This is a genomic window from Corynebacterium pseudopelargi, assembly GCF_003814005.1.
Lineage (GTDB): Bacteria > Actinomycetota > Actinomycetes > Mycobacteriales > Mycobacteriaceae > Corynebacterium > Corynebacterium pseudopelargi.
The window spans coordinates 1,714,187-1,727,014 of record NZ_CP033898.1 but is presented as its reverse complement, the minus strand read 5'-3'; the positions used below and the strand labels follow the sequence as shown (position 1 = coordinate 1,727,014).

Annotated in this window: 7 protein-coding genes and 3 rRNA genes; 7 read left to right on the top strand and 3 right to left on the bottom strand. The window is 55.1% G+C overall.

Going from position 1 to position 12,828, the window contains the following annotated elements:
* Window positions 1-10 precede the first annotated feature (10 nt).
* Window positions 11-1,159 carry an MFS transporter gene (locus CPPEL_RS08060; RefSeq protein ID WP_123960630.1) on the bottom strand — a complete coding sequence of 383 codons (1,149 nt, stop codon included), beginning with the start codon at window positions 1,157-1,159 and terminating at the stop codon, window positions 11-13.
* Between the two features lie 241 nt (window positions 1,160-1,400).
* Here CPPEL_RS08060 and CPPEL_RS08055 point away from each other — a divergent pair, with 241 nt between their 5' ends.
* The 7 genes from CPPEL_RS08055 to rrf all read left to right on the top strand — a co-directional run bounded on the left by CPPEL_RS08055 (window position 1,401) and on the right by rrf (window position 10,939).
* Window positions 1,401-2,372 (top strand): siderophore ABC transporter substrate-binding protein, encoded by a 972-nt coding sequence (locus CPPEL_RS08055; protein ID WP_123960629.1) that lies wholly within the window; start codon window positions 1,401-1,403, stop codon window positions 2,370-2,372.
* An 18-nt stretch (window positions 2,373-2,390) separates the two neighbouring features.
* Window positions 2,391-3,338, top strand: coding sequence for an ABC transporter permease (locus tag CPPEL_RS08050; protein ID WP_281270478.1), 948 nt, complete (start codon window positions 2,391-2,393; stop codon window positions 3,336-3,338).
* Window positions 3,328-4,302, top strand: a complete 975-nt coding sequence (locus CPPEL_RS08045; protein WP_123960627.1) for an iron chelate uptake ABC transporter family permease subunit — start codon at window positions 3,328-3,330, stop codon at window positions 4,300-4,302. The genes CPPEL_RS08050 and CPPEL_RS08045 overlap by 11 nt, the downstream gene beginning before the upstream one ends.
* Window positions 4,299-5,051, top strand: coding sequence for an iron ABC transporter ATP-binding protein (locus tag CPPEL_RS08040; RefSeq protein ID WP_123960625.1), 753 nt, complete (start codon window positions 4,299-4,301; stop codon window positions 5,049-5,051). The genes CPPEL_RS08045 and CPPEL_RS08040 overlap by 4 nt, the downstream gene beginning before the upstream one ends.
* Window positions 5,052-5,544: 493 nt before the next feature.
* Window positions 5,545-7,069: ribosomal RNA gene (locus tag CPPEL_RS08035) — 16S ribosomal RNA — on the top strand.
* Window positions 7,070-7,604: 535 nt separating this feature from the next.
* Window positions 7,605-10,719, top strand: a 23S ribosomal RNA gene (locus CPPEL_RS08030).
* Between the two features lie 103 nt (window positions 10,720-10,822).
* A 5S ribosomal RNA gene (rrf, locus tag CPPEL_RS08025) occupies window positions 10,823-10,939 on the top strand.
* The 16S, 23S and 5S rRNA genes sit together here, the layout of an rRNA operon.
* A 63-nt stretch (window positions 10,940-11,002) precedes the next feature.
* On the opposite strand, the gene CPPEL_RS08020 is transcribed toward rrf, so the two are convergent.
* Both CPPEL_RS08020 and CPPEL_RS08015 read right to left on the bottom strand, forming a co-directional pair.
* Window positions 11,003-12,148 carry a pyridoxal phosphate-dependent aminotransferase gene (locus CPPEL_RS08020; RefSeq protein WP_123960624.1) on the bottom strand — a complete coding sequence of 382 codons (1,146 nt, stop codon included), beginning with the start codon at window positions 12,146-12,148 and terminating at the stop codon, window positions 11,003-11,005.
* The gene (locus CPPEL_RS08015) at window positions 12,148-12,789 is read right to left on the bottom strand and encodes a DUF3239 domain-containing protein (protein ID WP_123960623.1); all 642 of its coding nucleotides are present in this window, start codon (window positions 12,787-12,789) and stop codon (window positions 12,148-12,150) included. The genes CPPEL_RS08020 and CPPEL_RS08015 overlap by 1 nt, the downstream gene beginning before the upstream one ends.
* Window positions 12,790-12,828 lie beyond the last annotated feature (39 nt).

Sequence of the window (12,828 nt, the reverse complement as noted above, 5' to 3'; positions counted from 1 at the left end):
TGTACCGGTCTTATTGCGTTCCAGGAGCCTTACCTGCCTTGAGCCTCCATGCGGCGGCGGTAGCAAGTGCCACGATGGCGCCGAAGATGCATGCCCATTGGCCAGGAACTGCCACGCTGAGCAAAGCGAGGATCCACGGGGCAAAAAAGCCCAGGTAGGTGGCCGAATAGTAGATGGCGGTGAATTGTCCCAGATCGTCGCGATGGGCCTGTTGCTGCACTTGGAAAAGGCCTGAAACCATCAAAATGCCATAGGCCACGCCAAGTACTGGTGCTGCAAGCAATAATGCGAGCACTGAATGGCTGATAACCACCCATGCGCCTATGCCCATGCCTAGTGCAGAAAGCACCAGCCCGAATGCCACAGGTGCTTTGCCGGTGGCATTAATGCGCGCGTTGATGGTCTTTTGCACGGCCACGCCGCTGAGCATGGTTATTGAGGAAATAAGCCCTGTAAACGCCACCATTGCGGTCACCGAAACATAGGTGGTGAGCGTGGCAAATGCCGTGGTTGCCGAGCCAAAGACCCACGGTGCCCACAGCAGCGTGGGCACAATTGGTGTGATCCGGCGCCACTGGGTTTTTTGGCGCTGCGCAGGCCTTGAGGCCTCGGGTACGTTCCACACGGCGATGCCGGAAAAGATGATTAGGACCAGGTGCGCAAACAGTGGGGTATAGAGCGGGGCCGGCAGCCACTCGGCTACCGCACCACTTACGGCAGGGCCAAGACCAAAACCTGCAGAGGTAGCCACCGTTGCTCGACGTGCTCCTAGCGCAGTGGTGCCACCGGCTGAAGCGGTGAGTTCTTTGAGCCAGGAGGCGCCTGCGGCAAGCATTAAGCCCACTGCTACGCCGGTGACTAGCCTTCCGATGGCAACCACGACGTCGAAACGCTCAGGGAAGCTCATAAGCAAGATGGTGCCGAGCAGGGAAATGACTGCAGCTGGCCGCATGATGGCGCGCCGGCCAAGCACGTCGGAGCGTGTGCCGCCGTAGATGAGCGCGGGGATGAGTCCGAGGATGTAGATCGCCAGCAAGAAGGTTACTTTTGCTTGGCTTAATCCCAATTCTTGGCGATACACAGGCAGGAGTGGGGCGAAGTGGTTCGCGCCAAACCCGATTGCGAACATGACCAGGGCCACTCTTTTCCAATCCTGCATGGCAAAAGTGTAGCTAGGATCACAAGGCACTGTATCCGATGGCACATTTGGGGGTGCGTGTCACCTCACGCTAGGGGGTGGTAGGTGGGTGTGTTTGGTACTGGATTCCAACTGGCAAACAAGCAGCGCAGTGCAATCTTTTTCAACACGTTTCGATACTTATCTTAGGATTAACTTAATAAGGCTTGCCTTGGCTTGCTGGGGATCGTTAGGCTGCACCCAATCTCTCAGAAAGGCAGACATGAAACTTAAAGCGATCACCGCTGCGATGTTGGCTGCAGGCCTCGGATTGGCTGCATGCAGCAACGCTGAAGAAGCTGACGTTGCAACTAAGGGCCAAGAAATCACCATCGAAGACAACTACGGCGATGTCACCATTCCTCTGCCAGTAGAGCGCGTGGCTTCCACTGATAACCGCACCTTCGAGGTGCTCGAAGATTGGGACGTTCCCCTGGTTGCAGTGCCAAAGGGCCTGCTGCCCGACACGGTTGAGGCCTACCGCGGCGATGACGTTGCCGATATGGGCATGCACCGCGAGCCCGACCTGGAGGCCCTGGTAAAGGCAAAGCCCGACCTGATCATCTCCGGCCAGCGCTTCACCCAGCACTACGAGGACATGAAGAAGCTCAACCCCGGTGTGCCGATCGTGGATTTCGAGCCCCGCGATGATCAAGACTTCTTCGAAGAACTCAAGCGCGAAGTGATCGCCATGGGCGAGATCTTCGACAAAGAAGACGATGCAAACCAGCTCGTTGAGAACTTTGACAAGGCAGCCGAGCGCGCCAAGAAGGCCTACAACGGCAAAGACACCGTGATGGCCGTCAACGTATCCGGTGGCGAGATTGGTTACATCGCCCCCAATGTTGGCCGCACCTATGGCCAGGTGTTCAACCTGCTCGACCTCAAGCCCGCCCTGGAGGTAGATGGCTCCAGCAGCAACCACGAGGGTGACGACATCTCCGTGGAAGCTATCGCCGACTCCGATCCCGACTGGATCTTCGTGCTTGACCGCGACGGTGCCGTTAACGCCGAAAAGCCTGACTACCAGCGCGCCTCCAAGGTCATCGCCGATTCGCCTGCACTGAAAAACGTCAAGGCAATCAAGGACGACCAGATCGTCTATGCACCGCAAGACACCTACGTCAATGAGTCCATCATCACCTACACGGAGATGCTGAACGATATTGCAGATGCCTTCGAGCAGAAAAAGTAACCATCTAGAAAGGGTCTTGTGAATCCTGGATTCAATCCCCGCTTCGCCATCGCCCTGGTGGTCGTAGCGGGGCTTCTGCTGTGTTCGCTCATGGTTGGTGAGTACAACATTTTCTCGCCGGGTGGATTTGAAATGCTGCAAATCACCCGCATCCCAAGAACAATTGCCCTGGTGCTCTCGGGTGCAGCACTTGCTATGAGTGGTCTGCTCATGCAGCTTCTAACCCAAAACCGCTTCGTGGAACCAACCACCACCGGCACTACCGAATGGGCAGGCCTAGGCCTGCTGCTCAGCCTTATTTTTATGCCTGAGGCCGGCATTCTCGAGCGCATGATCCTCGCGGTGCTGTGCTCTTTTATCGGCACCATGGTCTTTTTTGGGTTCTTAAGAAAGGTAAGTCTCAAACAATCGCTGGTGGTGCCCATCATCGGCATCATGCTCGGCGCAGTCGTTGGTGCCATCAGTACCTTCATCGCCTTGCAATTCGACGCACTCCAAAGCCTGGGCGTGTGGTTCCAAGGCAGCTACACCTCCGTGTACCAAGGCCAATATGAGGTGCTTTGGCTCGTGCTGATCGTGGTCATTGCCGTAGCCGTCGGTGCTGATTACTTCACCGCCGTAGGCCTTGGCCAAGATGTGGCCACCAGCATCGGCGTGCCCTATCAGCGCTTGGTGTTTTTGGGCACCGCCCTCATCGCACTTGCCACCGGTGTGGTCACGGTCGTGGTGGGCAATTTGCCCTTCCTGGGCTTAATCGTGCCCAACGTGGTCTCAATGGTCCGCGGTGATGATTTGCGCAGCAACCTTCCCTGGGTGTGCCTTTTGGGCATCGGGCTGGTTACTGCTTGCGACCTCGTGGCGCGCACGATCATCTCGCCATTCGAGATCCCCGTCGCCGTGATCCTAGGCGTGCTCGGCGCAGCATTCTTCGTGGTGCTGATTGTAAGGAGGGCCAATGCAAACTAAAGCGTTTGTCCATTCCTCACGCCGCTATTGGATCCTGCTCATTAGCATCTATGCCATCGGCATCGGCTGTGCCATCGGGCTTTTAAGCTACGACAATCCCATGCCCTTTGGCTCAGAAACCTTCTGGTTGATCGCCCAGCGCCGCCTCAATGCGGTGCTGGCTATCGCCTTAGTTGCTGCCTGCCAGGCATTTGCCACCTTGAGCTTTCAAACGGTGGTGAATAACCGCATCGTCACCCCATCGATCATGGGTTTCGAGTCGTTGTATCGCACCATCCACACCGCCACGGTGTTCTTCGGTGTTGCAGCACTAAGCCACACCTTTTCCATGTTCATCTTCCAATTGGTGCTCATGGTGGGCTTCTCACTGCTGCTTTACGCCTGGCTTTTAGGCAAAGACATGCACGCGATGCTGCTGGTGGGCATCGTGCTCGGCGGTGGTTTGGGCAGCTTGGCCACCTTTATGCAGCGCCTGCTTACCCCGAGCGAATTTGATCTGCTCACCGCTAGGCTCTTCGGTTCCATCGCTAATGCCCAAGCGCAGTATTTCCCCATCGCCATTCCGCTGGTACTCATCGGTGTGGCTGTGCTGCTGTCGAAGGCCAACACCCTCAACGTGATGGCTCTGGGCAAACAAGCCGCTCAAAATTTGGGTCTGAATTATCGTCGTGAAGCGTTGATCTTGCTGGTGTTGGTCTCGATTTTGATGGCCACTTCCACCGCACTGGTGGGACCTATGACTTTCTTGGGCTTCTTGGTGGTAACGCTGACCTATCAAATCGCCGGAACCGAAGACCACCGCTATTTGCTTCCGCTTGCATTCGGTTTAGCTTTCGCCATTTTGACAAGCGCATATTTCGTGCTCAACCACGTTTTCTACGCCCAGGGTGTAGTGAGCGTGATTATCGAACTCGTCGGCGGACTGGTATTCCTGCTGGTGCTGCTGAGGAAGGGAACCCTGTGATCAAACTCGATCAAGTACATAAAAATTACGGCGAAACGAGCATCGGCCCGGTCAATCTGGAGATCCCCAATGGCGGCATCACCGCACTCGTTGGCCCCAACGGTGCCGGCAAATCCACGCTGTTGACCATGATCGGCCGCTTGCTGGACATGGACGAGGGTGCCATCGAGGTGGCAGGCCTAGATGTGGCGAACACGAAAAGCGCCGACCTGGCCAAGGTGCTGTCGATTCTGCGTCAAGAAAACCACTTCATCACCCGCCTGACGGTGCGCCAACTGGTTGCCTTTGGCCGCTTCCCCCACTCCAAAGGGCGCCTGACCCGCGATGACGAAGATCTAATTACTCGCACGCTGGAGTTTTTCAACCTCAGCGAATTGCAGCACCGCTACCTAGATCAGCTCTCTGGTGGCCAGCGTCAGCGCGCTTATGTGGCGATGGTTTTGGCGCAAGACACCGACTATGTGCTTTTAGATGAGCCGCTCAACAACCTCGATATCGCGCATTCGGTGGAAATGATGCGCCACCTCAAGCGCGCGGCAGATGAGTTGGGCAAGACCATCATTGTGGTGCTGCACGACATTAACTTTGCTGCTTGTTATGCCGATCGAATCTGTGCGGTGCGCGACGGCCAGATCTTTGCCTTTGGCACGCCCGATGAAATCATCTGCGACGAGACGCTGAGCAATATCTTCGGCACTCCCATTTCGGTGATTCCCGGCCCGCATGGCCCAATCGCTGCTTATTTCTAAGCTTTTCGACGTTCAAACCCGCAGTTTACCTGCGGGTTTGTGTTGTTGTTGGTGTGTGTGTAACTTTATGTGAGTCGCCGCGACCGACAACGCCCCCACGATGTGGAGATGGCGGTTAAGAAAACGAGCGGTAGACGAAATACCATTTGCAGCTTCCCTTTCCTTAGTTGGTGTGGGGTTGTTGTGCGTGTTGTTTGAGAACTCAATAGTGTGCCAATACTTTTTATATGTTTTGTGCTGTTGATGATGATGGTCGTGTTGGTGGTGCCGGTTGTGGTGCTGTTGTCACGGTTATTGTGATTGGTAGTACTTAGGGTGATTGGTGTGTGTGGTTGTTTGTCCTCGTCAAGGATGGCCATGCGTGTGCACTGATTGCCCTGTTTTGTTTTTGATGATTTTTTTGTCATCGTTTGGTTTGGTTGCCACTGTTTTGGTGGTGGCTTTGCTAGGTTTTGGGCTTTTCACGAGCCTTTGTGGACTGTTTTGTTCATTTTTTGTGGAGAGTTTGATCCTGGCTCAGGACGAACGCTGGCGGCGTGCTTAACACATGCAAGTCGAACGGAAAGGCCCTGCTTGCAGGGTACTCGAGTGGCGAACGGGTGAGTAACACGTGGGTGACCTGCCCTGCACTTTGGGATAAGCCTGGGAAACTGGGTCTAATACCAGATAGGACCACATGGTAGTTCGTGTGGTGGAAAGTTTTTTCGGTGTGGGATGGGCCCGCGGCCTATCAGCTTGTTGGTGGGGTAATGGCCTACCAAGGCGGCGACGGGTAGCCGGCCTGAGAGGGTGGACGGCCACATTGGGACTGAGATACGGCCCAGACTCCTACGGGAGGCAGCAGTGGGGAATATTGCACAATGGGCGCAAGCCTGATGCAGCGACGCCGCGTGGGGGATGACGGCCTTCGGGTTGTAAACCTCTTTCGCAAGGGACGAAGCTTTTTTGTGACGGTACCTTGAGAAGAAGCACCGGCTAACTACGTGCCAGCAGCCGCGGTAATACGTAGGGTGCGAGCGTTGTCCGGAATTACTGGGCGTAAAGAGCTCGTAGGTGGTTTGTCGCGTCGTCTGTGAAATTCCGGGGCTTAACTCCGGGCGTGCAGGCGATACGGGCATAACTTGAGTGCTGTAGGGGAGACTGGAATTCCTGGTGTAGCGGTGGAATGCGCAGATATCAGGAGGAACACCGATGGCGAAGGCAGGTCTCTGGGCAGTAACTGACGCTGAGGAGCGAAAGCATGGGGAGCGAACAGGATTAGATACCCTGGTAGTCCATGCCGTAAACGGTGGGCGCTAGGTGTAGGGATCTTCCACGATTTCTGTGCCGTAGCTAACGCATTAAGCGCCCCGCCTGGGGAGTACGGCCGCAAGGCTAAAACTCAAAGGAATTGACGGGGGCCCGCACAAGCGGCGGAGCATGTGGATTAATTCGATGCAACGCGAAGAACCTTACCTGGGCTTGACATACACCAGATCGGGCTAGAGATAGTCTTTCCCTTGTGGTTGGTGTACAGGTGGTGCATGGTTGTCGTCAGCTCGTGTCGTGAGATGTTGGGTTAAGTCCCGCAACGAGCGCAACCCTTGTCTTATGTTGCCAGCACGTAATGGTGGGGACTCATGAGAGACTGCCGGGGTGAACTCGGAGGAAGGTGGGGATGACGTCAAATCATCATGCCCCTTATGTCCAGGGCTTCACACATGCTACAATGGTCGGTACAACGCGCAGCGAGCCTGTGAGGGTAAGCGAATCGCTGAAAGCCGGCCTCAGTTCGGATTGGGGTCTGCAACTCGACCCCATGAAGTCGGAGTCGCTAGTAATCGCAGATCAGCAACGCTGCGGTGAATACGTTCCCGGGCCTTGTACACACCGCCCGTCACGTCATGAAAGTTGGTAACACCCGAAGCCCATGGCCCAACCACTGTGTGTGGAGGGAGTGGTCGAAGGTGGGATCGGCGATTGGGACGAAGTCGTAACAAGGTAGCCGTACCGGAAGGTGCGGCTGGATCACCTCCTTTCTAAGGAGCAATATTTTTTCTTTTCTTTTCTTTGAACAACACTGCATCGTCGTTGATGAGGTTGCACACTCTCGCCAGTTTGGTGGTGGTGTGTGATGGGTGTGGTGTGACCGGGTGGAGATCACCAATGGGTGTGGGTAGGTGTTGCAAGCAGATCTTGTGACACGCCCGCATCGTGATCGTCATTGTTGTAACAAGCACAAACGATATGTTGTTTTCAAAGTGTTGGCATGCTGTTGGGTGTCTGGGACATGCACGTGTCCTTGTGATTGTTGTGTGCGCTACTGGCTGCTGTTGGTGGTTGGTGGGGTGCATGGTGGTGTTGTGTGAGAACTGTATAGTGGACGCGAGTCATCTTTATTTCTTTGTTGCTGAAATATCAGTGATGAATGTTTGTAAGAGTTTTGTAATACACCAGTTTGTTTGTGTGTGTTTGTGTGGCGCATCATTGCTGATCACCTTGTTGGTGGTTGGTGGTGGTGGTCGTATTACTTGTGTTTTCTGTCATGCACAGCTGCCAATGGTTGTTGGTGGTTGGTGTGTGTTGGAAGGGCACACGGTGGATGCCTTGGCATTTCGAGCCGATGAAGGACGTGGAAGGCCGCGATAGGCCTCGGGGAGTTGTCAATCAAGCGTTGATCCGAGGGTGTCCGAATGGGGAAACCTGGCTACTGTGATTGGTAGTGACCGCAGCGTGAATGAAATAGCGTTGTTGGGGGTAGACGTGGGGAAGTGAAACATCTCAGTACCTACAGGAAGAGAAAACAATTGTGATTCTGCTAGTAGTGGCGAACGAACGTGGATGAGGCTAAACCGCATGCGTGTGATACCTGTGCCAGGGTTGCGTGTGTGGTGTTGTGGGGCGTGGTTGTACATGGTGGCATGACATGTGGCATGACTGCAGTTGGTAAGCGGAAGTGGTGTGGAATCGCCTGCCGTAGACGGTGAAAGCCCGGTACGTGAATGCTGATTGTGGTGGTGTTGATCGCGTTGCCCCGAGTAGCAGCGGGCTCGTGGAATCTGCTGTGAATCTGCCGGGACCACCCGGTAAGCCTAAATACTCCGAAATGACCGATAGCGGAATAGTACCGTGAGGGAATGGTGAAAAGTACCCCGGGAGGGGAGTGAAAGAGTACCTGAAACCGTGTGCTTACAAACCGTCAGAGCCACCTTGTGTGTGGTGATGGCGTGCCTTTTGAAGAATGAGCCTGCGAGTCAGCGGCATGTCGCGAGGTTAACCATGAGTGTGGGTAGCCGTAGCGAAAGCGAATCCTAACGAGGGTGTTGTGAGTGGCATGTCCTGGACCCGAAGCGGAGTGATCTACCCATGGCCAGTGTGAAGCAGCTGTAAGAGGTTGTGGAGGCGCGAACCCACTTAGGTTGAAAACTGAGGGGATGAGCTGTGGGTAGGGGTGAAAGGCCAATCAAACTCCGTGATAGCTGGTTCTCCCCGAAATGCATTTAGGTGCAGCGTTGTATGGTGCTTCCTGGAGGTAGAGCGACTGGTTGGTTGAGCGGGACTATCATCTTAGCAATGTCAGCCAAACTCCGAATGCCAGTGAATGCTAGTACGGCAGTGAGACTGCGGGGGATAAGCTCCGTTGGTCGAAAGGGAAACAGCCCAGATCGCCGGTTAAGGCCCCTAAGGGTGTACTAAGTGGAAAAGGATGTGGGATCGCGAAGACAGCCAGGAGGTTGGCTTAGAAGCAGCCATCCTTGAAAGAGTGCGTAATAGCTCACTGGTCGAGTGGTTCTGCGCCGACAATGTAGTGGGGCTCAAGTACACCGCCGAAACCGCGGCAACACACCACAGTGTGTGTTGGGTAGGGGAGCGTCGTGTGCGGCGTTGAAGCATCCGAGTGATCGTGGTGTGGAGTGCATACGAGTGAGAATGCAGGCATGAGTAACGAATGAGCAGTGAAAACCTGCTCCGCCGAATGACGAAGGGTTCCTGGGTCAAGCTAATCTTCCCAGGGTGAGTCGGGACCTAAGGCGAGGCCGACAGGCGTAGTCGATGGACAACCAGTTGATATTCTGGTACCTCACAACAGCCGTCCATGATGAATCAGTGGTACTAACCACCCAGCATCCCAATCGTGGTCACCTTGTGTGACCTGGTGTTGGGTTTGTTGCGTGGGACCTTCATTGGTAGTAGTCAAGCGATGGGGTGACACAGGTTGGTAGCCACGCCACGAGGTTGGTTTTCGTGGTGTAAGCGTGCAGCCCGCCTACTAGGCAAATCCGGTAGGCATCATGGGTCAGGCGTGATGCAACCCCACACTGGTGGGGAAGGTGGTGATCCTGGACTGTCGAGAAAAGCCTCTAGCGAGGATGTTGTGAGCCCGTACCCCAAACCGACACAGGTCGTCAAGTAGAGCATACTCAGGCGAACGGGTGAACTGTGGTTAAGGAACTCGGCAAAATGCCCCCGTAACTTCGGGAGAAGGGGGGCCACTGTTGGTGCCACACCTTTTTGCGGTGTTGGTTGCTGATCGTGGTCGCAGAGAATAGAGGGAAGCGACTGTTTATTAAAAACACAGGTCCGTGCGAAAACGTGGAAGTTGATGTATACGGACTGACGCCTGCCCGGTGCTGGAAGGTTAAGAGGACCTGTTAGAACCCTTGTGGTTCGAAGCGGAGAATTTAAGCCCCAGTAAACGGCGGTGGTAACTATAACCATCCTAAGGTAGCGAAATTCCTTGTCGGGTAAGTTCCGACCTGCACGAATGGCGTAACGACTTCCCTGCTGTCTCAACCACAGGCCCGGTGAAATTGCAGTACGAGTAAAGATGCTCGTTACGCGCGGCAGGACGAAAAGACCCCGGGACCTTCACTATAGCTTGGTATTGATATTCGGTTCGGTTTGTGTAGCATAGGTGGGAGACGTTAACAGCACGCCACGCCAGTGGTGGTGTCAGTCACAGGTGAAATACCACTCTGATCGAATTGGATATCTTGTAACCTCGGCCCATGATCTGGGTCAGGGACAGTGCCTGGTGGGTAGTTTAACTGGGGCGGTTGCCTCCTAAAATGTAACGGAGGCGCCCAAAGGTTCCCTCAGCCTGGTTGGCAATCAGGTGGTGAGTGTAAGTGCACAAGGGAGCTTGACTGTGAGAGTGACAACTCAAGCAGGGACGAAAGTCGGGACTAGTGATCCGGCACCTACGAGTGGAAGTGGTGTCGCTCAACGGATAAAAGGTACCCCGGGGATAACAGGCTGATCTTCCCCAAGAGTCCATATCGACGGGATGGTTTGGCACCTCGATGTCGGCTCGTCGCATCCTGGGGCTGGAGTAGGTCCCAAGGGTTGGGCTGTTCGCCCATTAAAGCGGCACGCGAGCTGGGTTTAGAACGTCGTGAGACAGTTCGGTCTCTATCCGCCGCGCGCGTAGAAACTTGCAGAAGGCTGTCCCTAGTACGAGAGGACCGGGACGGACGTACCTCTAGTGCGCCAGTTGTCACGCCAGTGGCACGGCTGGTTGGCTACGTACGGAAGGGATAACCGCTGAAAGCATCTAAGCGGGAAGCCTGTTTTAAGATGAGGTTTCATTACTAGGTGCCCGGTAGACCACCGGGTTGATAGGCCAGAACTGGACATACCGCAAGGTCATGCAGGTGACTGGTACTAATCCACCGAACAACACACCAAAAAACACACCACCTGACACACACATATGAAGGTGTGTTACAACTCGCGTCCACTATGCAGTCCTGACACAACACCCCCCAAACAACACCAAACAACATAAACGTGTCGGTGGTTATAGCATCGGGGTCACGCCCGGACCCATTCCGAACCCGGAAGCTAAGCCCGATAGCGCTGATGGTACTGCACCCGGGAGGGTGTGGGAGAGTAAGACACCGCCGACCAACAACTTCACAACACAAAAACGCACCCCACACCAGGGTGCGTTTTTGCTATATCTACACCCCCTAAGACTGCAAAGCCAAACGCTTCGCAGCCTCACGGATTACATCTTCCTGCTTACAAAGAGCAAAGCGAATCTTGCGCTCCCAACCCTCAGGGTGATCACAAAAAACTTCAATCGGAATGGCAGCCACGCCGTGCTCTTGTACTAATTGCTCGCAAAATTCGCGGCCAGAACGATCACTCAAGCCACTAAAATCAGCCACCAAATAATAGGTGCCGGGGCAGTCATGGACCTGGAAACCAGCAGATTCCAAAGCCTCGGCCAACAGCGTGCGCTTGCGCTCGAGGCTTTGGGCCAGATCTTCAACCCAGGCCATTTCTTCTTCCAAGGCATAAGCCACAGCGGGTTGGAAACAGCTCGCGCCAACATAGGTCAGGTACTGCTTTGCCTGGCGGATCTTGGCTAAAAGCTCCACCGGGGCAATGGCCCAGCCCGTTTTCCAGCCAGTGGCATTGAAGGTTTTCGCCGCCGATGAGACAGTAATGGTCCGGGCCGCCATGCCCGGATAACTACAGGTGGGGCGGTGACGTTGGGCGTCGAAAAGCAAATGCTCATACACCTCATCCGATAGCACCACCACATCATGGGGTTGCAGGATTGAGGCAAGACGCTGCATCGAAGCCTCGCTGAACACAGCACCCGTGGGATTGTGGGGATTGTTGATGATCAGCATGGCCGTATTCGGGCCGATGGCTGCCTCGATGGCATCGACGTCCAAATCCCAAGACTTGCCCGAAGGCTTTAACGGCACTGCCACCCTTTTGGCCCCCGCCAACGCAATAGCAGCGGCGTAGGCATCATAAAAGGGCTCAACAACGATCACTTCTTGGCCGGGCTCGACAAGGCCTAAAACACTGGCACTGATCGCCTCTGTGGCGCCCACGGTAACGAGCACCTCATCCGGGGATACATCGAGGCCATAGCGGCGTTGATGCGCAGCCACAGCCTCGCGCAACACCTGCATACCAGGACCTGGGGCGTATTGATTATTGCCAGCAGCGATCTCTGCTTGGGCCTTGTGCAGCATCGCTGCAGGGCCGTCTTGATCAGGAAACCCCTGCCCGAGATTGATGGCATCATAGTGCTGCGCCATCGCGCTCATGGTGGCAAAAATCGTTTCTTGAAACTCCGCCAAGCGCGCAACCATTACTTCAGCTCCAACAGGTCATACTTGGTGGCGCGCACGGCCTCAAGGTCACCACTGTGACGCTGCAGCAAATCCCAATCGCGCTGGGGGATGGCCTGCTTGGCGCGCTTGATCACCGCCTGATCGGGTGTACCCCAGGCAATCGGCATCGGCGTAATCTCATCCCAAGTGGTGGTGTTGCGCGAGGAACGACGCCCCGTTACCGCCACCGCCGGCACCTTTTCGCCCTCTGCTCGGGCGTGCCCATCGAGATTGCTTACCGTGCGGGCTGCTAAACCCCAACGCGGCGGGAGGCTTTGGTCCTGGTTGATATTCACCAGCGCCAACAACACCACATCGCGGGGATTCACCTTGGCAATTACCGCAGGGCACAGGGGATAGGCGCTATAGAGCTCATTGACCTTGCCCACCTGTTTGGGAATCACAGCGATCATGCCAAAGCTAATCAAGGCCATCACAGCAAAGACCACCAGGATGATGGTGCCCATGCCAGCACCGAGCCAGGCATAAAATGCCGCGCCAATGCCAAGCTGAATCAGGCCGAACAAAGCGGCAGAAATCTGTAAACGCTTGGTATCTTTGAGCAGCTCATTGTGCTTCTTGGCGTATTCGGTATCGACATCAAAGTGAAAGTTAGCCATAGCCTCTAAGCCTAGCGTCTTGCGCTCTTATGTGAGCCT